At 38.4% G+C, this 21574-nt stretch carries 19 protein-coding genes; 16 read left to right on the top strand and 3 right to left on the bottom strand.

Annotated elements, in window-relative coordinates; translation table 11 throughout:
* Position 1: 1 nt before the first annotated feature.
* The 7 genes from JL53_RS10335 to JL53_RS10305 all read left to right on the top strand — a co-directional run bounded on the left by JL53_RS10335 (position 2) and on the right by JL53_RS10305 (position 7171).
* A complete protein-coding gene (locus JL53_RS10335) occupies positions 2 to 2215 on the top strand; it encodes a heavy metal translocating P-type ATPase (protein WP_003720173.1) in 2214 nt (737 codons plus the stop codon).
* 12 nt (positions 2216 to 2227) lie between these two features.
* Positions 2228 to 2434 (top strand): CopZ family metallochaperone, encoded by a 207-nt coding sequence (locus tag JL53_RS10330; RefSeq protein WP_003720172.1) that lies wholly within the window; start codon positions 2228 to 2230, stop codon positions 2432 to 2434.
* Positions 2435 to 2586: 152 nt separating this feature from the next.
* Positions 2587 to 4071, top strand: coding sequence for a lmo1851 family serine protease (locus tag JL53_RS10325; protein ID WP_038407563.1), 1485 nt, complete (start codon positions 2587 to 2589; stop codon positions 4069 to 4071).
* 35 nt (positions 4072 to 4106) lie between these two features.
* Entirely contained in the window at positions 4107 to 4523 is a 417-nt protein-coding gene (locus JL53_RS10320; protein ID WP_038407562.1) for a MarR family winged helix-turn-helix transcriptional regulator, read from the top strand.
* A 160-nt stretch (positions 4524 to 4683) separates the two neighbouring features.
* Complete coding sequence (locus JL53_RS10315) at positions 4684 to 5400, top strand: metal ABC transporter ATP-binding protein (RefSeq protein WP_038407561.1); 717 nt, start codon at positions 4684 to 4686, stop codon at positions 5398 to 5400.
* Between the two features lie 2 nt (positions 5401 to 5402).
* A complete protein-coding gene (locus tag JL53_RS10310) occupies positions 5403 to 6245 on the top strand; it encodes a metal ABC transporter permease (protein WP_003720168.1) in 843 nt (280 codons plus the stop codon).
* On the top strand, positions 6242 to 7171 hold the full coding sequence (locus JL53_RS10305; protein ID WP_003720167.1) for a metal ABC transporter substrate-binding protein: 930 nt from the start codon (positions 6242 to 6244) through the stop codon (positions 7169 to 7171). The genes JL53_RS10310 and JL53_RS10305 overlap by 4 nt, the downstream gene beginning before the upstream one ends.
* 38 nt (positions 7172 to 7209) lie before the next feature.
* Here the strand turns inward: JL53_RS10305 and JL53_RS10300 are convergent, their stop codons facing one another.
* Entirely contained in the window at positions 7210 to 8553 is a 1344-nt protein-coding gene (locus tag JL53_RS10300; protein ID WP_038407560.1) for an MATE family efflux transporter, read from the bottom strand.
* 171 nt (positions 8554 to 8724) lie between these two features.
* On the opposite strand from JL53_RS10300, the gene JL53_RS10295 reads away from it, so the two are divergent.
* The 3 genes from JL53_RS10295 (at position 8725) to JL53_RS10285 (ending at position 11457) form a co-directional block, all read left to right on the top strand.
* Positions 8725 to 10008: an NCS2 family permease gene (locus JL53_RS10295; RefSeq protein ID WP_038407559.1), complete on the top strand. Its 1284-nt coding sequence runs from the start codon at positions 8725 to 8727 to the stop codon at positions 10006 to 10008.
* A 76-nt stretch (positions 10009 to 10084) separates the two neighbouring features.
* Complete coding sequence (gene lspA / locus JL53_RS10290) at positions 10085 to 10549, top strand: signal peptidase II (protein WP_038407558.1); 465 nt, start codon at positions 10085 to 10087, stop codon at positions 10547 to 10549.
* Positions 10549 to 11457 carry an RluA family pseudouridine synthase gene (locus JL53_RS10285; protein WP_038407557.1) on the top strand — a complete coding sequence of 303 codons (909 nt, stop codon included), beginning with the start codon at positions 10549 to 10551 and terminating at the stop codon, positions 11455 to 11457. The genes lspA and JL53_RS10285 overlap by 1 nt, the downstream gene beginning before the upstream one ends.
* A gap of 213 nt (positions 11458 to 11670) precedes the next feature.
* On the opposite strand, the gene JL53_RS10280 is transcribed toward JL53_RS10285, so the two are convergent.
* On the bottom strand, positions 11671 to 12486 hold the full coding sequence (locus JL53_RS10280) for an STAS domain-containing protein (RefSeq protein ID WP_038407556.1): 816 nt from the start codon (positions 12484 to 12486) through the stop codon (positions 11671 to 11673).
* A gap of 96 nt (positions 12487 to 12582) precedes the next feature.
* Complete coding sequence (locus tag JL53_RS10275) at positions 12583 to 12807, bottom strand: ribosome rescue factor BrfA (protein WP_003720159.1); 225 nt, start codon at positions 12805 to 12807, stop codon at positions 12583 to 12585.
* A 233-nt stretch (positions 12808 to 13040) separates the two neighbouring features.
* Between JL53_RS10275 and pyrR the strand changes: the two genes are divergently transcribed.
* The 6 genes from pyrR to carB all read left to right on the top strand — a co-directional run bounded on the left by pyrR (position 13041) and on the right by carB (position 21543).
* Complete coding sequence (gene pyrR, locus JL53_RS10270) at positions 13041 to 13592, top strand: bifunctional pyr operon transcriptional regulator/uracil phosphoribosyltransferase PyrR (protein ID WP_003720158.1); 552 nt, start codon at positions 13041 to 13043, stop codon at positions 13590 to 13592.
* Positions 13593 to 13718: 126 nt separating this feature from the next.
* Positions 13719 to 15005 carry a solute carrier family 23 protein gene (locus JL53_RS10265; protein ID WP_038407555.1) on the top strand — a complete coding sequence of 429 codons (1287 nt, stop codon included), beginning with the start codon at positions 13719 to 13721 and terminating at the stop codon, positions 15003 to 15005.
* A gap of 83 nt (positions 15006 to 15088) precedes the next feature.
* On the top strand, positions 15089 to 16000 hold the full coding sequence (locus JL53_RS10260; protein WP_003720156.1) for an aspartate carbamoyltransferase catalytic subunit: 912 nt from the start codon (positions 15089 to 15091) through the stop codon (positions 15998 to 16000).
* Positions 15988 to 17268, top strand: a complete 1281-nt coding sequence (locus JL53_RS10255) for a dihydroorotase (RefSeq protein ID WP_003720155.1) — start codon at positions 15988 to 15990, stop codon at positions 17266 to 17268. The genes JL53_RS10260 and JL53_RS10255 overlap by 13 nt, the downstream gene beginning before the upstream one ends.
* Positions 17265 to 18356 carry a carbamoyl phosphate synthase small subunit gene (locus JL53_RS10250; RefSeq protein WP_038407554.1) on the top strand — a complete coding sequence of 364 codons (1092 nt, stop codon included), beginning with the start codon at positions 17265 to 17267 and terminating at the stop codon, positions 18354 to 18356. Before JL53_RS10255 ends, JL53_RS10250 begins: the two co-directional genes overlap by 4 nt.
* Complete coding sequence (carB, locus tag JL53_RS10245; RefSeq protein WP_038407553.1) at positions 18349 to 21543, top strand: carbamoyl-phosphate synthase large subunit; 3195 nt, start codon at positions 18349 to 18351, stop codon at positions 21541 to 21543. The genes JL53_RS10250 and carB overlap by 8 nt, the downstream gene beginning before the upstream one ends.
* The last annotated feature ends 31 nt before the right edge of the window (positions 21544 to 21574 follow it).

Raw genomic sequence — 21574 nt, 5'->3', positions numbered from 1 at the left:
AATGGAGGAGAAATATCTTAGACAAGATTTAAATGTATTTGGGATGACTTGTGCCGCTTGTTCAACGAGAATCGAAAAATCACTAAATAAAGCAGAAGGTGTTGAAAAAGCCAACGTGAATTTAGTGACTGAAAATGCGGCAGTATATTATGATCCAGAAGTGACAACCCCAGAAGAACTCATTAAAGTAGTCAAACATGCTGGTTATGATGCAGCTGAAAAAATGTCGAAAGAAGAAAAAGATGCTGTACTGGAGAAGAATTTCCAAAAAGAAGTAAGGCGGTTTATACTTTCAGCCATTCTTTCGTTACCACTTTTATTAACGATGGTAACGCATATTCCTTACATTCATGAAATGGCTTTTGCAGAAGCTATTGGTAATTGGATTACGCCAACAATTCAACTAATTTTAGCTACTATCGTTCAATTTTATATTGGCTGGCGGTTTTATGATGGTGCGTATAAAGCTTTACGTGGTAAAAGTGCCAATATGGATGTATTAGTTGCACTTGGAACTTCGGCAGCATACTTTTATAGTGTGGTAGAATATATTCGCCATATGATTGATCCAAGTATTATGCCACATTATTATTTTGAAACAAGTGCTGTGTTGATTACTTTGATTTTACTTGGGAAATTACTTGAGTCTCATGCAACTTCTAGAACAACGGAATCAATTGCAGGTTTACTTGAATTACAAGCAAAAGAAGCAACAGTTATTCGTGAAGGAAAAGAATGGTTAGTTCCGGTAGATTCCCTTAAAATCGGTGATATTATTTTAGTTCGTCCTGGTGAAAAAGTACCAATGGATGCAGAAATAATTTCAGGGGAAACAAGTGTTGATGAAGCGATGATTACCGGAGAACCAGTTCCTGTTGAAAAGAAACCTGGTGATTCTGTTATTGGTGCAACAATTAACTTTGATGGCGCCTTCCAAGCTAAAATCACTAAACGAATGGAAGAAACAGTCTTAGAGTCAATTATTCGCTTGGTGGAAGAAGCGCAAGGTATTAAAGCACCAATTCAACGTTTAGCAGATAAGATTTCTGGGATTTTTGTACCAATTGTACTTGGAATCGCAGCAATAACATTTATCATCTGGTACATTGTAACTGGAACGGTAGACGGCTCTCTGGAAGCTGCAATTGCTGTATTAGTTATTGCTTGTCCCTGTGCGCTCGGTCTAGCAACTCCTACAGCTATAATGGCTGGAACTGGTAAAGGTGCAGAAAGTGGGATATTATTTAAAGGTGGCGAACATTTAGAACGTACTTCCAAAGTAGATATGGTTGTTTTTGATAAAACTGGTACTTTAACAGAAGGAAAATTAGAAGTAAGTGATAAGAAAGCTGCTCATGACCAATTTTTCCCTTATCTGTTTTTAATGGAACAACAGTCTGAACATCCGATTGCAAAAGCAATCATTCAAATGCTAGAAGAGGAAAATATCGATACATCCATGATTAAACAAGGCAGAATTCGTGCTAAAGCTGGACACGGAATGACCGGGAATCTAAATGAACAAAAAATAGAACTCGGAGCTTATCGTTATATTTCTTCACTCACAACGATTCCAAAAGAAGAAGATACATTAATAGAAAGTTGGATGCATGCAGGTAAAACAGTTGTCGCAATGGCAATTGATGGTGTATATGCTGGTGCGCTCGCATTATCAGATACACCGCGACCAGAAGCAAAAGAAGCAATTCAAAAATTACAAGCACAAGGAATAAAAACAGCTATTTGTTCCGGCGATCAATCTGTTGTCGTAGAAAATATGGCAAAAGATTTAGGTACAGATATGTTTTTTGCAGAACAGTTACCAAATGATAAAAGTACACTAGTAGAAAAATTACAAAAAGAAGGACATATCGTTGCTTTCGTTGGTGATGGAATTAATGATGCTCCAGCCCTTGCTGCAAGTGATATTGGAATAAGTATAGGTACAGGAACAGATATTGCGATTGAAACTGGTGATGTCACACTCGTTAGTCATCGTTTAACACTTATCCCTGAAACAGTAGAACTTTCTAGAGCAACGATGCGCAACATTCGTCAAAACTTTTTCTGGGCACTCGCTTATAACTGTGCGGGTATCCCAATCGCGGCACTTGGCTTGTTAGCACCATGGGTAGCTGGACTTGCAATGGCATTTAGTTCCGTTTCCGTTGTAACTAATGCTTTACGACTAAAAAGATATAAATTCAAATCATAGGAGGAAATAAAAATGGAAAAACTAACTTTAAAAATTGAAGGTATGACTTGTGGACACTGTGAGGCAAGAGTAACAAAAGCATTGGAAGAAGTAGCAGGTGTCACTAATGCAAAAGTATCTCTAGAAGAAGGAACAGCAACCGTTGAATTTGAAAATGGCAAAGTAACAGAAGACACTTTAATCGACGCGGTAGAAGAAGCAGGTTATGAAGTAGCTTAATTAGTAAGCAAGAGGGATTCAGTGATGAATCCCTCTTTTTTGTAGTATCCGAAAAAAAGATACCAAAATGTAGGGAAAACTGGTAAAATAAATGAGTTAAATAAAATGTGCTCACTGTAACCACATTTTACATAGAAAGTGGTGAACAAAGGATGGAACAACCCCCACAACAAAATGAAGAAGAAAAAGTAGATAAAGAAAAGCAAGGACCAGGTAATGGATACGTAAGAATGAAATTATTCCCTTTTATCATGCTATTATTTGCGTTTGTATTTATTACCGCATTAGTTACGACTATCGTTACATCGTTAGGCGATGATAAACAAGTAAAAGTAACTATTCCAGAACGAAAAGAATTTACGAAATTATACGATGTTTATGACGAAATCACCTCCAAATACTATAAAGATACCGATTCTACTAAATTAGTTGATGGAGCAATAACTGGTATGGTAAATTCGTTAGATGATCCGTATTCTAGCTTTATGTCGAAAAAAGAATCTAGTGAATTTAATGATACAATTTCTTCAAGCTTTGAAGGGATTGGAGCAGAGATTCAAGAAAAAGATGGAGCGATTACAGTTGTTTCGCCTATCAAGAATTCTCCGGCAGAAAAAGCTGGCTTACAACCACAAGATGTGATTACAAAAGTGGATGGTAAATCGCTAAAAGGAGATACTGCAACAGAAGCAACACAAAAAATACGCGGCGAAAAAGGAACTAAAGTAACGTTGACTATTCAACGTGCAAGTGAAGATAAACCGTTTGACGTGACAATCACTCGTGATGAAATCCCAATCGAAACAGTGTACAAAGAAATGGGAAAAGATAAAATCGCACATGTGACCATTAGTACTTTCTCTGAGACCACATATGATGAATTAGAAGAAGCACTTAAATCACTCGAAAAAGATGGAATGCAAGGCCTCGTTATTGATTTGCGAGGAAATCCTGGTGGTTTATTAGATCAAGCCGTTTCCATTTCTAGTTTATTTGTTCCTGATGGTAAAATCGTTGTTCAAGAACAAGATAAAGCTGGCGAGAAAACAGTAATTAAAGCGGATAGTAGCTCTCATGAAGGATATAAAGTCAAGGTGCCAACTACTATGCTTATTGATGGTGGGAGTGCAAGCGCATCTGAAATCCTTGCAGCAGCAGCGAAAGAATCTGGTGGAATTAAACTTGTGGGTACGAAATCATTCGGAAAAGGAACAGTCCAAACTGCTACGACTTTATCGGATGAGTCAACACTAAAACTTACCATCGCTAAATGGTTAACTCCAGATGATGAATGGATTCATGAAAAAGGAATCACACCAGATGAAGTAGTTAAAATGCCAGACTATGCAGCAATGACCATTCCTTCATCCTCAAAAGTTTATCAAGAAGGGGACTTTGGTGATGACGTCAAAACAATCGAAACATTACTAAAAGCGCTTGATTATAATGTTGGTAAAGTAGATGGCTTATATGATACAGATACAAAATATGCAGTAGAACGATTCCAAACAGCCAACCAATTAGATGTAACCGGAATTATGACAGGTGTGACAACGGATAAATTAGTCGAATTAACGCAAAAACATTTAAAAGAAACCGATCCTCAATTACAAAAAGCAAAAGCCTTGGTGAAGTAAGCCGATAACTTTTTTGAAAAACAGGAGGTAGCTAAATGGAAACATATTTGGAAATTGAAACGTTAATTAAACGGATTTTTAATAGCTTTCGACATGAAGTAGAAGCTGTTTTGAATAAGCGATTAAGTGGAAGTGAATATCGTGTGTTAAGTTTGATTTCTAGCGGTCTCACCAAAACTTCTGATTTAGCAAAAACGCTCGATGTTTCAGCTAGCCACATCACAGCAATTACCGACACGTTAGTAGAAGAAGCATTTATTACACGGCATCGCTCAGAAATAGACAGACGAATTATTGAGCTTCGACTGACACCTGAAGCAGAAGCATTCGTAAAAGAAATCGATAAAAAGAAAAAAGAAATGATTGTTAAACGATTTGCTGTTTTTTCCGAGCAAGAACAAGCTGAATTTCGTCAACTACTAAAGAAATTAGCAGACGGCGCCAACCAATAAAATAGTCGTATCCCGTAGTTTGTATAGACTACGGGATTTTTTTATGGATTTTTCACTTTACAACCAAAGGAATTTTCGTTATACTTCTAATTAAAGTTGCTCTGAGGAAACTTTTTTAGTTAAATATAAAAATTAGTCTTAAGGGAAAAGGGTGGTAGAAATGAATATTCAAAATTTAACAATTAGCTACAAACAAAAAGTGGCGATTGATAATGTATCGCTTGAAATAGCATCAGGTAAGCTAACTGGTATCGTCGGTCCAAATGGAGCTGGAAAATCTACCTTACTAAAAGGGATGATGGGATTAATTCCACGTGAAAATGGCCAAGTAACCTTAGATGGAAAGCCACTTGCTTTTTGGCGGGAACGCATCGCTTATGTTCCGCAAAGAAGCGAAGTAGATTTAACTTTTCCAATTACAGTGTTAGATATGGTTATACTCGGAACATTTCCGGCACTTGGGTTAATTAAACGCCCAAGAAAAAAAGAAAAACAGCTGGCGTTAGATGCGCTAGAACAAGTGGAAATGACTGCTTTTCAGAAGCGACAAATTGGCGAACTTTCTGGTGGGCAATTACAACGTGTTTTTATTGCCAGAGCTTTAGCGCAACATGCAGAAATTTTCTTTTTAGATGAACCTTTTGCTGGGATTGATATGACAAGTGAAGCGTTAATTATGCAGTTATTGAAAAAATTAAGAGATAACGGAAAAACGATTGTCGTGGTTCACCATGATTTCCATAAAGTAGCTGCTTATTTTGATGATATTATTTTACTTAATAAAAAACTAATCGCACATGGTCCAGTGGAACTAACATTTACAGAAGACAAAATAAAATATGCTTATGGTGAATTAACATTTGCAAAAGGAGTTTAAAAATGCTGTTTTTAGAAGGGTTAATGCAATATAGTTTTTTACAAAAGGCGCTGATTACATCTGTAACAGTGGGAATTGTTTCGGGTGTAATCGGCAGTTTCATTATTTTGCGAGGAATGTCATTAATGGGAGATGCGATTTCTCATGCGGTTCTACCCGGGGTAGCGATATCGTATATGCTAGGGATGAATTTCTTTATTGGTGCGGCGACATTTGGAATCGCTGCCGCACTTGGAATTGGTTTTGTTAATCAGAAAAGCCGCATTAAAAATGATACGGCCATCGGAATTGTCTTTAGTGCATTTTTTGCGCTTGGTATCATTTTAATTTCTTTTGCAAAAAGTAGTACCGATTTATACCATATTTTATTTGGAAATGTACTTGCTGTTCGTAATTCAGATATGTGGATGACCATTGTAATTGCGATTATCGTTATTTCTCTCGTAGCACTATTTTATAAAGAATTTTTAGTTAGTTCGTTTGATCCTGTGATGGCGGAAGCATACGGACTAAATGTGAAATTCTTGCATTACTTCTTGATGCTACTGCTGACTTTAGTAACGGTTTCTGCTTTGCAAACGGTTGGGATTATTCTCGTTGTAGCGATGTTGATTACACCAGCTGCGACCGCGTATCTGCTTACAAACAAGCTATCTAAAATGATTGTTCTCGCATCCTCATTTGGTGCAGTGAGTGCGATTATTGGTTTGTACTTTAGCTATATTTTCAATTTAGCTTCAGGAGCTGCGATGGTTCTAGTCGCAACTATTTTGTTCTTTATTGCTTTTCTATTTGCACCAAAACAAGGATTATTATTTTCGAAAAAGAAGGAGGGTGTCGAATGAAAAAGCCGATTTTTGCAGCGTTAGTTATGCTAATAATGGTACTTGCAGGATGTACTTCAGGAAATAAAGAAATAGCCAAAGATGGAAAATTAAATGTGGTTGCGACCTATTCCATTTTAGCAGACATCGTCAAAAATGTTGGTGGAGAAAAAATTGAATTGCATAGTATTGTGCCAGTGGGGGTAGATCCACATGAATATGACCCGCTTCCTGCAAATATTCAAAGTGCTGCTGATGCCGACTTGATTTTTTATAACGGTTTGAATTTGGAAACGGGGAATGGCTGGTTTGATCGGATGTTAGAAACAGCAGACAAATCACGAGCTGATAAAGACCAAGTGATAGAGTTAAGTAAAGGTGTGAAACCAAAATACTTAACGGAGAAAGGCAAAACATCAGAAACAGATCCTCATGCATGGTTAGACCTTCATAATGGGATTATTTATACAGAAAATGTACGAGATGCGCTAATTAAAGCAGATCCAGACAATGCTGATTATTATAAAGAACATGCGAAAAAATACATCACTAAACTAGCAAAACTGGATAAAGAAGCGAAACAAAAGTTTGCAGATTTACCAGAAAATCAAAAAACTTTAGTAACAAGTGAGGGGGCATTTAAATATTTTGCTGCTAGGTATGGTTTAAAAGCTGCTTATATTTGGGAAATTAATACAGAAAGCCAAGGGACCCCTGAGCAAATGAAACAAATAGTTGGAATCGTGGAAAATGAACATGTTCCAAATTTATTTGTAGAAACTAGTGTGGACCCAAGAAGTATGGAAAGTGTGTCTAATGAAACTGGTGTACCAATCTTTGCGAAAATATTCACTGATTCCACTGCCAAAAAGGGCGAGGTAGGTGACACGTATTTAGAGATGATGCGTTACAATTTAGATAAAATTCATGATGGACTTACAAAATAAAGGAAGGCAGAGACTTAAAAAATCTCTGTCTTCCTTTACTATAAAGATAATTTTATTTCTGTTTTTCGAACGCGAATTGATAAAATAATTGCGGCAACGAACAAGCCGGTACTTAACCCAATCCAGTAGCCAAAAGGTCCTAAATTTGTAAAAGATAGCCCGTATCCAACCGGAAGCCCAATTATCCAGTAAGAAATAAAAGCAACGACTGATGTAACAGCAACATCTTTGTAACCACGAAGCGCTCCGAGAACAGGAGACAACAAGGCATCAGCAAATTGGAATAAGATGGCATACACAAGAAATTGCATAATTAAATCACTTAGTCGTGGATCATTAGTATAAAAACCAGCAATAGTATCTTGGAAGAAAAATAATACCGCTCCATTAATACAACCAATTAAAATCGCAGCGGTCATCCCAATATGGCGATATTGCTTGGCATCTTTTAAACGTTTAGCGCCAGTTTCGTAACCTCCGAGAATCGTTAGCGTAGATGCTACACTAAGTGGAAAAGCATAAAGGAGCGTACACACACTATTAGCAGATTGGTGCGCCGCAATGGTTTCTGTGCCAAATGCACCCATTAAAATTGTTACAGCAGAGAAAATACTCGTTTCAAATAAAATCGTTAAACCATTTGGAACACCAATCCCGATAATTTCTTTTATTTTAGAAAAATGGATGGCTGTAAATCGTTTAAATATACCGAACTTGCGTAACCGAGTTTGTGTTTGAATCAGAATAATACTAACCAAAACGACTAACCAATACGTAATCCCGGTTGCATATCCACTACCTGCTCCACCCATTTCAGGAAATCCGAAGTTCCCGAAAATAAAACAGTAATTCAAAAAGATATTAAACGGCACTGTGCAAAGGGTAATGAACATGGTCACTCTTGTAAGCCCTAGTGAATCAATAAATGACCGCAATATAGCAGAAATAAAAAAGGCAGGAATTCCAATACAAATCCCATTTAAGAAATGGCGGGCAATAGTTGCCACTTCAGCTGTTATAGGCATATGCGTTAATATCTTTGGAACTACTAAGAAATTAATAAGAATTAAAATAATAGCTAAAATAATCGCGATATACAGACCATTATGCACCGTGTTTTTAACTTCTTTTTCTTTCTTCGCGCCAATTAATTGCGCCACAATCGGTGTGATTGCCATTAGTAAACCTGAAAAAGCGGCATTAATTGGTGCCCAAAAAGAACTACCAATCGCTACACCGGCAAGTGCCTGATTAGAATAATTTCCACTCATTGTGGTATCAAAAAAGGTCATGGAAAACAGTGTTAGTTGAGTAATCACAATTGGCACGAAAATGATTAAAAATTGTTTCCATTTTGCTAGGTATGTTGCTGTTTGTTGCAAATAATCATCTCCTTTAACATCACTCCAAATTATAGCATAGAATTGGGTTTACAGCGGTGAAATGAAAACTTTTACTTTCGCATCACCAGTATCTTTGTTATAATGAAAGTCTGTGGCAGGGGCAATACTCTGCGGGTTGGGAGAGGGACAATTTCATAATGAGGAAAAAGTATGCAGAAATTTTTCAACAAAGTTTTTCGGCTGAACGAGCATAAAACCAATATCCGGACAGAATTTTTGGCTGGTATGATTGGCTTTTTTACGGTGGCATATATTATTGTCGTCAATAGCTCGATTTTAGCTGAAGCTGGAGTTCCTTATCAAGGAGCAGTACTAGCGACGATTTTTATCTCGGCGGTAGGTTGTTTGATTATGGGTTTTTGGTCTAATGCACCACTTATTCTAATGCCTGGTATGGGGATTAATGCGCTCTTTGCGTATAACCTTGTAGGCGGAATGGGACTAAGTTGGCAGGTGGCACTTGCGGCGGTTACGATGAGTGGGTTACTATTTATGATTCTTGCATTTACACCACTTGCAGGAAGATTAAATCAAGCTATTCCGCTAATTTTGAAGCAAGCTATCACAGTTGGATTAGGACTATTCTTAATTTTTCTAGGGCTTGAAAAAGGTGAAATTGTAACACGTGGAAAGCATGGTATTATCGCTCTAGGCAACCTTTCTGATCCATTCGTTTTGGCAACGCTTGTGACCCTTTTATTAACGATGATTCTAGTTATTCGTAAAATTCCTGGCGCTTTCTTATGGAGTTTAATAATTGGAACAATTGTAGGTGTACTATTTGGCATCACCAATACGACGAGTGCAGCGACGTTAAGTTTAGCACCTTGGAGTGATGTGTTGTTCAAAGCTGATTTTTCCGGAATGGCAAGTATTAGTTTTTGGAGTGCCGTCTTTACGATGACGATGGTTATTGTGTTTGAAACAGTAGGGCTTACAAATGGCCAAGTAAGACAACTGAAACAAACCGAAAAATTACCACGCATTTTAAAAGCAAGCTCTGTAACAGCTTTCTTATCTGGATTATTTGGCACAAGCCCAACTATTTCGGCACTCGAAAGTGGTTCTATGTTTGCTAGTGGGGCGAAAACTGGTCTCGCAACTGTTACGACCGGAATTTTCTTCATCGCATCGCTTTTTTTAATGCCAGTGCTATCTTTTATTCCAAATAGCGCGATTGCACCAATTTTAATTGTCATTGGTATGTCGATGCTACAAGAATTTAAAGAAATGGATTTATCAAATGCAGCCGAGACTTTTTCGGCATTACTTATTATTGTATTAATCCCATTTACGTACAGTATTGCAGACGGAATTGCGGCTGGCTTTATTGCGTATCCAATTCTTCGCGCCTTTACGAAGAACAAAGAACGAACATCGCCAGTCATGTATGTTATTGGCGCTTTATTTTTGCTTCAATTTATCATACAATAACAAAAGAAGTATGCGCTCTTGCTGTTTTTACGGGAGAGCGCATATACTATCTAACTGATGTGAAAAGAGGGTTCGTATGTATTATTATCTAATCACGCTAGCTGTGATTGCGCTAGATCAATTGACTAAATGGATTGTTGTTCAAAACATGGAAATTGGCCAGAAAATAGAAGTTATTCCTGGATTCTTATACTGGACAAGTTACCGTAATAACGGAGCGGCTTGGAGTATTTTAGAAGGGCATATGTGGTTTTTCTATCTTATTACTGTTATTGTTATTGGAATTATTATTTACATTATGCAAAAATATGCCAAAGGAAAACGACTATTTTCGATTAGTTTAGCGTTTATTTTAGGTGGTGCGATTGGTAATTTTATTGACCGAATCTTGCATCAAGAAGTGGTAGATTTTGTTCAAACCGTATGGGGTAATTATTATTTCCCGATTTTTAATGTGGCAGATGCCTCGCTTTCAATTGGTGTCGTACTAATGCTCGTGTATGTTTTTGTAGACGACCGCAAAACGAAAGGAATTAAATAATGAAAAGTGAAACATTGATTATAGAAGAGAAAAATGCTCGTGAACGAATTGATAAAGCAGTTGCTGAACTCACTGGCAAGAGCCGCTCCGCTATTCAAATAATGCTAAAAAATGGAGATATTACCGTAAGTGGTGAGATAGCGAAACCAAATTATAAAGTACAAGTTGGTGACGAGATTCATTTAGAAGTGCGTGAACCAGAAGAGTTAGAAGTGCTTGCTGAAAATATTCCGCTAGATATTTACTTTGAGGATAAAGATATGCTTGTTGTGAATAAGCCAGAAGGAATGGTTGTTCATCCATCAGCAGGGCATGCGAGTAGCACACTTGTGAATGCACTTCTTTTTCATTGTAAAGATTTATCTGGAATTAATGGTAAAATCAGACCGGGAATTGTACACCGAATTGATAAAGATACCTCTGGCTTACTTATGGTTGCTAAAAATGACCATGCCCATGAGTCACTTGCAAAACAATTAAAAGACAAAACTTCTGATAGAGAATATATCGCACTTGTTCATGGTGATATTGTCCATCAAAAAGGAACTATTGAAGCTCCAATCGGCCGTGCAAAAGAAGATCGTCAAAAAATGGCGGTTGTTCGTGACGGCAAAGAAGCAAGAACGCATTTTGAGGTAATCGAACGCTTAGAAGGGTACACGCTAATTAATTGTAAACTTGACACAGGTCGCACGCACCAGATTCGTGTTCATTTGAAGTATATCGGTCATCCGCTTGCAGGAGACCCAAAATACGGCCCTAAAAACACCCTAAAAGGCAATGGGCAATTTCTGCATGCAGCGAAACTAGGATTCGACCATCCGGCAACAGGCGAACGGATGACTTTTGAAGCACCACTTCCAAGTTCGTTTGTAAAAGCCTTGAAGACATTACGTCAAGAAGATTAATAGTTAGAAAGAGGCCAGGACAAAAGGGTCTCTAAAATGAAAAATAGGCAGGAATCATTGTATAGAGCCATTTTCCGAAATGGCTCTATACAATGATTCCTGCTTTTCTATTTTCCAACTTTTATTGTTGAGCTTTAGTTATGTCTCAGCCTCTTTTTGTCTTTTGAATAGACGGCTTTCCCAATCTCTAACTTGGAAGGCGTTATAAAAATCTTACTTTTTTGCTTCTTTTTCTGTTAATAAAAATTTAGTTGCTTGACGCAAAGTGGAGAAGGTCTTAATGTTTTTGTGCTCTGTTAAATTGGCTTGTATCATCAGTTTAGCAGTCTCAGGTCGAATCCCTGTGACAATCGGAGTTACACCAACTAGTTTTAAGGAAGAGAAGAAGTGATGGATGTATTCACCAATGTTTTGCGATTCTAATTGCATGCCGGATAAATCAAGAATTAAGTAATTTACTGGTTGGGTGCAAACCTCTTGTAGCGCTGTTTCTACTATTTGTTTGGCGCGATCATCCGTGATTTTCCCAATTAATGGTAAAAGAAAAACAAAGTCGGCTAACCAAATTAATTTGGTCGAATTTTTAATTAATTGATTTTCTTTTTGCTGCATCGTTTGTTCTGTTGCAAATGTATATCCTTCTATTAAATGTTGTGTGAAGCTGCTAAAATTTTGATGAAGTGACACGGTGAACTCATATAATTCTTGATAATGGAGACTAGTAGGATTGGTTCTTTGCACATAGTCTAGAATAAATTTTTCTAATAAACGAATATGGAATAAAATGTGCGAAATACCGAGTGTGGTGATAAATTGTGCTTTACCTAGACTGTTCGCGAAACGATTCATTTTTTCTTGATTTTCGGTCATCCCAATGAATAGATTTTCTAAAACAAGTCGTGTTTCATCCGTAAGACGACTATTACTTTCCAGTGTGATAATATAAGGGTCATCTACCGAAACATAATATGCTAGCCATTCTTCAACAATAGTTTCTCTCTGTTCCAATAAGTGATTTAAAATAGTCATGTTTCTGTCACCTCTTAATGTACTGGTTTTTAAGCAACTAAAGCATAGCACAAAGACATTCAAAAAAGGAATAATAGCTAGAAGAAACACCATATTTTAAAGACTTATATGAAGAAAATGTGAAAACTTAAAAAAAATCACAAAAAAAGAATCATCTTCTTGGTGATTCTTCCATTTTTTACTATAGAGATAACCTTTTTTTGTTTTGGTTTGTTTGGAGTTTAAATCCATCAGAGCGAAGGGACTGCGCTTGATTTCAGGATTTAAAAGACCTGCTTGGACAAGCTTCTGACGTTTCTTTTTTGCTTTAGATGTAGCCATGTTGTTTTGACCTCCTTTATTTTTACTATTATTAGTATAACATGTTCTTGGATTTTATGATTGACAAGTGTGGTTCTTTCGGGTAAGATTAATCCAATGAAATAAAGTCCTTTAACATAGTCCAGAGAGGCTAAGAAGGTGACGATAATTGACGGGGTTTTTATATATCCGTACGCGTTCCCTTGCTTATACTGGCAGAGGGTTATTTTTTTGCATAAAAGGAGTGATTTCGGATGCAAAAACAAGTAGTAGTTATGGATGAGGCAGCAATTAAACGTGCGCTTACTCGCGTTAGTTACGAAATTATTGAGCGAAATAAAGGTACCCAAAATTTAGCGCTTGTTGGTATTAAAACACGAGGCATTTATTTAGCGCAAAGACTTCATACGCGTATTCTTGAAATCGAGGGAATAGATATTCCAGTTGGCGATATTGATATTACCCTTTACCGAGATGATTTATCTTTCAAAGATGATGCCACTCGAGAACCCGCTGTCCATGGTACGAATATTCCTTTTGATATCAATGGAAAGAAAGTAGTACTTGTCGATGATGTGCTTTATACCGGTCGAACAGTGCGTGCCGCAATGGACGCGCTAATGGATGTGGGTAGACCAGCACAAATTCATTTAGCTGTTCTTGCAGACCGTGGCCATAGAGAACTGCCGATCAGAGCAGATTATGTTGGAAAAAATATACCAACGTCTGGGAATGAACGAGTGGAAGTTCGGCTAACGGATGTAGATCATGCAGAAGATGCAGTAATTATTAACAAAAACGAATAAATGTAGCACTTTTTTAAAAGCAGTCCTGTGAGGCTGACAAAGGGTGATTAATTTCTATAGGGGATTATTCTATACTCTTTGTCAGCGCAGACAAGGGGTATTTTTTATGAAGAAAGAGGGAAGAAAATGACAGAAACAATCGAAAATACAACAAAACCAGTTCTTGACATCCATGAAAAACCAAGTCTAAATAAATGGATTATCCTTAGTATTCAACACCTGTTTACCATGTTTGGTTCCACTATTTTTGTACCAAGTGTGACAGGTTTAAGTCCGGGAGTTGCGCTTGTATCTAGCGGACTCGGGACGCTTGCATATTTAGTAATTACTCGTGGGAAGATTCCTGCATATCTTGGCTCCTCGTTTGCGTTTATTGCACCAATTACTGCTCTTTTGACAGCAAAATCCGGTGGAGGCCCTGGTGCGGTAATGGTTGGGACCTTTTCAGTCGGAGTAGTCTATGCGATTGTTTCGCTAATTGTTTATTACGCAGGGGTTGACTGGATTCATAAAGTGTTACCGCCAATTGTAGTTGGACCAGTTATTATGGTTATCGGTTTATCACTTGCTCCAAGTGCCGCAGCGATGGCAATGGGGACAAACAATGGGTCTTATGATTTAAAAACACTTGGAGTTGCGTTAATCACGCTACTTGCAACGATTATAGCTATGATGTTTTTCAAAGGTTTTATGGGCTTGATTCCGATTCTTTTCGGTTTTACAGTGGGCTACTTAGCAAGTATGGCTTTTGGAATGGTCGACTATACATTAATTAAAAATGCTTCTTTCTTCCAAATTCCCGATTTCACGATTCCATTTGTGAATGTTGATCCAGTTGTTACGATTTCGGTTGTTTTAAGTATGGCGCCACTTGCTTTTGTCACAATGGCTGAACATATGGGACATCAATTATTACTAAACAGAATTACAAATAAAAACTTCTTTAAAGATCCAGGACTTCACCGTTCGCTTCTTGGGGATGGTACTGCTTCGATTATCGCATCGCTAGTCGGCGGACCACCAGTAACTACTTACGGCGAAAACATTGGTGTCTTGGCAATTACAAAAGTATATAGTGTGTTTGTTATCGGGGGAGCGGCAGTATTCGCCATCCTGTTTGGCTTTATTGGCTACATTAATGCCGTAATTACTTCTGTTCCATCAGCAGTTCTAGGTGGAATTTCTCTGCTACTTTTCGGAGTTATTGCAACAAGTGGACTTCGAATGATGATTGAAAACCAAATTGATTTAAGTATCAATCGAAATATGATTATTGCTTCGGTTGTGCTTGTTGTTGGAATTGGTGGTTTATTCATTAAAGCTGGAACTTTTGAGCTTTCTGGTATGGCTCTTGCAGCAGTAATTGGGATTATCTTAAATCTAGTTTTACCAGCCAAACATAAATCAGCATAACTTACACATAACAAAAAACCTCTGCAGAAAGTACGATTCAGAGGTTTTTGTATAAAAAGAAACGGAAAAGGTGGCGCTCAAGAATGAAAAATTTAGTATCAATGGAAGCTTTATCTATCGCTGAAATCGAGCAGTTATTAGAACAGGCGGCACTGTTTAAACAAGGAAAAAAAGCAACTTTTAATGAACAAGCCTTTGCAGTTAATATGTTTTTTGAACCGAGCACAAGAACACTTACTAGTTTTGAAGTAGCAGAGAAAAAACTTGGTGTGGAAGTGGTTTCCTTCGATGCAGCAAGTTCTAGCATGACTAAAGGAGAAACATTATACGATACACTTCTTACGATGCAGGCGGTTGGCGTGAATGTGGCAGTTATTCGACATTCAGAAGAAAATTACTATGAGGGACTTAGGGATTTAGACATCGCGCTTGTAAATGGTGGAGATGGCTGCGGTGAACATCCTAGTCAGTCTTTACTTGATTTATTCACGATTAAAGAACAGTTTGGGACTTTTCAAGGGTTGAAAGTCGCGATTGCTGGAGATATTCGACATAGTAGAGTAGCCAACTCCAATATGAAAGTTTTAAAACGTCTTGGTGCAGAGCTATTCTTTTCAGGACCAAGAGAATGGTTTGATGAAAGCTACTTAAAATTTGGAACTTACTTACCAGTAGATGAAATCGTTGAAAAAGTAGATGTTATGATGCTACTCCGGGTACAGCACGAGCGACATAGTGGAACAGAACAATTTACAAAAGAAAGTTATCATACTAAATTTGGACTAACAACGGAACGGGCAGAAAAATTAAAAACAAATGCGATTATTATGCATCCAAGTCCTGTAAACCGTGACGTTGAAATTGCAGATAGCTTAGTGGAATGCGAAAAATCACGCATTGTCACGCAAATGACAAATGGCGTTTTTATAAGAATGGCGATATTAGAATCGATTTTAAAAGAACAGGAAATGAGGGCGAAATCATGTACGTATTAAAAAATGGACAAATTCTAAATGAAGCAGGCGAACTAGAAAGTAAAGATATACTGATTCAAAATGGAAAAGTGAACTTAATTGCTGATTCAATTGATGTAACTAGTGGAGAAGTATTTGATGCATCTGAAAAAGTAATTGCACCAGGCTTTATCGATGTTCATGTACATCTTCGTGAACCAGGCGGAGAACATAAAGAAACCATTTTGACTGGAACAGAAGCGGCCGCACGTGGTGGTTATACAACTATTTGTTCCATGCCAAATACGAAACCTGTCCCTGATTCCAAAGCAAGAATGGAAAGTTTACAAGCGTTAATCCAAGAAACAGCTAAAGTTCGTGTTTTACCTTACGCTTCGATTACAACAAGTCTTGGAACAGATGAATTAGTTGATATGGAAGCTTTAACACAAGCGGGAGCCTTTGCTTTTACAGATGACGGTGTTGGTGTACAACTTGCTGGTACAATGTATGAAGCAATGAAGCAAGCTGCAAAACTGGATAAAGCGATTGTGGCTCACTGCGAAGATAATTCGCTTATTTACGGCGGTGTTGTACATGATGGTACTTTTGCTAAAAAAGAAGGACTAAAGGGAATACCAAATATTGCTGAATCCGTTCAAATTGCTCGGGATGTGTTACTTGCAGAAGCAGCAGGTTGTCATTACCATGTCTGCCATATTTCTACTAAAGAATCTGTTCGTGTTGTTCGAGATGCTAAACGAGCTGGAATTCGCGTAACCGCAGAAGTTTCACCGCATCACTTAATTCTGGATGAAGAAGATATTCCAGGTAATGATGGAAATTGGAAAATGAATCCACCACTAAGAAGTAAGGAAGATCGTGCGGCACTGTTAGCCGGTTTACTAGATGGAACGATTGATTTTATCGCCACAGACCACGCACCACATGCAGCAGAAGAGAAAAATGTACCGATGGAGAAAGCAGCATTTGGTATTGTTGGTTTAGAGACAGCTTTCCCACTGCTTTATACTCATTTTGTAAAAACAAAGGAATGGACATTAAAACAGTTGATTGACTGGATGACCGTGAAACCTGCCGAGTGTTTTCAACTTCCTTATGGCAAATTAGAAGAAGGTAGAGTAGCAGATATTGTTGTCCTTGACTTAGCAAAAGAAAGCAAAATTGATCCAACAACATTTTATTCAAAAGGTCGAAATACACCATTTACAGGAGAAACTTGTTTTGGCTGGCCGGTAGCAACTTTTGCAGAAGGAAAATTGGTTTATAATGAGGGGGAAATAAAATGAAAAAGCGGATTTTAATGCTAGAAGATGGCAATTACTTTATTGGTGATGCGATTGGTAGTGAAAAAGAAACAATCGGTGAAGTGGTGTTCAATACAGGAATGACAGGTTATCAAGAAACAATCACCGACCCTTCTTATTATGGTCAAATTATTACATTTACCTATCCACTCGTTGGGAATTATGGCGTAAACCGTGATGATTTTGAATCGATTAATCCAGCAGTGAAAGGCGTTGTAGTTAGAGAAGCAGCTGAATATCCATCCAACTGGCGCAACCAACTTACTTTAAATGAATTTTTGAAAGAAAAAGGTATTCCGGGAATTGCTGGAATTGATACGCGTAAGTTAACCAAATTGATTCGTAAAGAAGGAACTCTAAAAGGAATTCTAGCTGCTGAAACAGCTAATAAAGAAGAATTACTACATCATTTACGCTCGGTGCGCTTACCAATTGATCAAGTACATGAAGTTTCCTCTGCAAAAGCGTTCGCAAGCCCTGGAGATGGCAAACGGGTTGTGTTAGTAGATTATGGCGTGAAAAGTTCGATTCTACGAGAGTTAAATAAACGTAATTGTTATGTGACAGTAGTTCCTTATAATACGACGGCTGAAGAAATTTTATCCATGCATCCAGATGGCGTGATGCTTTCAAACGGACCAGGAGACCCGAAAGATGTTCCGGAAGCGCTAGAAATGATTCGCGGGATTCAAGGTAAGTTACCACTGTTTGGAATTTGCTTAGGACATCAATTATTTGCCCTAGCGAATGGCGCGGATACTTTTAAACTGAAATTTGGCCATCGCGGCGCAAATCACCCAGTAAAAGAACTAGCAACAGGACGGGTTGATTTTACAGCTCAAAATCATGGTTATGCGGTCGACAAAGACTCGCTACTAGATACTGATTTGAAAATAACACATATCGAAATAAATGATGACACTGTGGAAGGGCTTGCTCATAAAGAATTCCAAGCATACACAGTGCAATACCATCCAGAAGCAAATCCAGGACCAAGTGATGTTAATTATTTGTTTGATGAATTTATGGAAATGATGAATGTAAAAGAGGAGGGTGAACTACATGCCTAGACGTGACGATATAAAAACGATTTTAGTTATCGGTTCTGGTCCAATTGTGATTGGTCAAGCTGCCGAATTTGATTACGCTGGAACGCAAGCTTGTTTAAGTTTAAGAGAAGAAGGTTACCGAGTGGTATTAGTTAACTCTAATCCGGCAACCATTATGACCGATGCAGAAATGGCTGATAAAGTCTATATCGAGCCAATTACACTTGACTTTGTATCACGTATTATTCGTAAAGAACGTCCAGATGCGATTTTACCAACTCTTGGTGGCCAAACAGGATTAAACATGGCGATGGAACTTTCAGCAGCGGGGATTTTGGATGAATGTAATGTCGAAGTACTTGGAACAGATTTAACGGCGATTAAAAAAGCAGAGGACCGGGAAGCATTCCGTGACTTGATGAATGAACTTGGTGAGCCAGTTCCTGAAAGTGACATTATTCATAATTTAGACGAAGCATATACCTTTGTAGAACGAATTGGTTATCCAGTAATCGTTCGCCCAGCCTATACGCTTGGTGGTTCAGGTGGTGGGATTTGCCATAATGAACAAGAACTAATCGAAACGGTAACAAGCGGTTTAAAACTTAGCCCAGTAACCCAATGTTTGCTTGAAAAAAGTATTGCAGGCTTTAAAGAAGTGGAATATGAAGTGATGCGCGATGCAAACAATAATGCCATGGTTGTTTGTAACATGGAAAATATTGACCCTGTTGGAATACATACGGGAGATTCCATTGTTGTCGCACCAAGCCAAACGCTTTCTGACCGCGAATACCAACTACTTCGTGATGTATCATTAAAAATCATTCGTGCACTGGAAATTGAAGGTGGCTGTAACGTTCAATTAGCACTAGATCCAGATAGTTACAACTACTACGTTATCGAAGTAAACCCACGTGTGAGCCGGTCTTCTGCACTAGCATCGAAAGCAACGGGGTATCCAATTGCCAAATTAGCAGCTAAAATCGCTGTTGGACTTACACTTGATGAAGTTAGAAACCCAGTAACAGGAACAACTTTCGCTCACTTTGAACCAGCGCTTGACTATGTCGTTGCAAAGATTCCACGCTTTGCTTTTGATAAATTCGAACAAGCAGATCGCCGTCTCGGAACACAAATGAAAGCAACTGGTGAAGTCATGGCGATTGGTCGCTCATGGGAAGAAGCACTTTTAAAAGCTGTTCGTTCACTCGAAATTGGCGCGGATCATTTGTTACTTGAAGAAGCTGAAAATGCAGATGCGGAAACATTAGAACGCAAAATTTGTTTCCCAGAAGATGATCGCCTATTCTTCTTAGCAGCAGCACTACGTCGTGGTCAAACAATCGAGCAACTCCACGAAAAAACTAAAATTGATTTATTCTTCTTATATAAATTAAGTAAAACAATTGAATTAGAAACACGTGTAAAAGAAAATCCAAACAATCCAGAAGTGCTAGCGGAAGCCAAACGAGCAGGTTTTTCTGACTCTTTCCTAGCAACTTGTTGGAAAACGTCAGAGCAAGAAATATACGATTTACGAAAAGCGCAAAATCTTTTCCCGGTATACAAAATGGTGGATACTTGTGCAGCTGAATTTGAATCAACTACGCCATATTTCTACAGTACTTATGAAGAGGAAAATGAGTCTACACGCTCGGCAAAGAAAAGTGTCATTGTACTTGGATCTGGGCCGATTCGGATTGGACAAGGGGTCGAATTCGACTATGCGACAGTACACTCTGTTTGGGCAATTCAACAAGCCGGATACGAAGCAATTATTATCAACAACAATCCAGAAACTGTGTCGACGGACTTTAGTATATCGGATAAGCTTTACTTCGAACCACTAACACTAGAAGACGTGATGCATGTCATTGAAATCGAGCAACCACTTGGCGTTGTCGTCCAATTTGGTGGTCAAACCGCAATCAACTTAGCAGATGGTTTATCAAAACGTGGAGTGAAAATTCTGGGGACGAGTTTAGAAGACACCGACCGTGCGGAAAATCGTGATGCCTTTGAAAAAGCGTTAGAAATCTTACAGATCCCTCAACCAGCTGGGAAAACAGCTACGTCGGTTGAAGAAGCAATTAAAGTAGCGACTAACATTGGCTATCCTGTTCTAGTGCGCCCATCTTACGTACTTGGTGGACGGGCAATGGAAATCGTGGAATCAGAAGAAGCATTAAAACATTATATGACAAATGCGGTAAAAGTAAATCCAAAACACCCCGTTTTAGTCGATCGTTATGTGAGCGGACAAGAAGTAGAAGTGGACGCAATTAGTGACGGCGAGAATGTGCTTATACCAGGAATTATGGAACATATCGAACGTGCCGGAGTCCATTCCGGTGACTCAATTGCCGTATACCCAGCGCAACGATTAAGCGAAAATGTAAAAAATACCATTGTTGATTATACGACAAGACTTGCAACTGGACTAAATATTATCGGCATGCTGAATATCCAATATGTCGTGGACGGCGAAGAAGTATTCGTCATCGAAGTAAACCCGCGTTCAAGCCGGACAGCGCCATTTTTAAGTAAAATTACGGAAATTCCGATGGCCAATGTAGCGACCAAAGTCATCCTTGGTGAAAAATTAATTGACCTTGGCTATACACCAGGACTTGCGCCAGAAAAACAAGAAATTTTTGTCAAAGTACCGGTGTTCTCATTTGCGAAATTGCGTAGTGTGGATACGTCGCTTGGGCCAGAAATGAAGTCAACAGGGGAAGTCATGGGGAAAGATATCACGCTTGAAAAAGCACTGTATAAAGGTTTTGTAGCAAGCGGGACAACGATGCATGACTACGGAACAGTACTCCTAACTGTGGCCGACCGCGACAAACAAGAAGCGGTGGAACTAGCAAAACGATTTAACCGCATTGGCTTCACAATCATGGCGACAAAAGGAACCGCCAGCACATTAGAACAAGCGGAAATTCCAGTATCGCAAGTGAAAAAAATTGGAGAAAACCAAGAAACGCTTATCGACTATATCCGAAATGGCCAAGTGACGCTCGTCGTTAATACACTAACAACAGGTAAACGTCCAGAGCGCGATGGTTTCCAAATTCGCCGCGAATCAGTCGAAAATGGCATCCCAGTTTGTACATCACTTGATACCGCAGAAGCAATTTTGCGAGTGTTAGAATCTCGCTCCTTTGAACTAGAAGCAATGAATACAAGTATCGTAAAATAACCAAAAGCACGAGTTTAATATAGAAGAAACG

The sequence above is a fragment of the Listeria ivanovii subsp. londoniensis genome, assembly GCF_000763495.1.
Lineage (GTDB): Bacteria > Bacillota > Bacilli > Lactobacillales > Listeriaceae > Listeria > Listeria londoniensis.
This window is presented reverse-complemented; position numbering and strand designations above follow the sequence as displayed.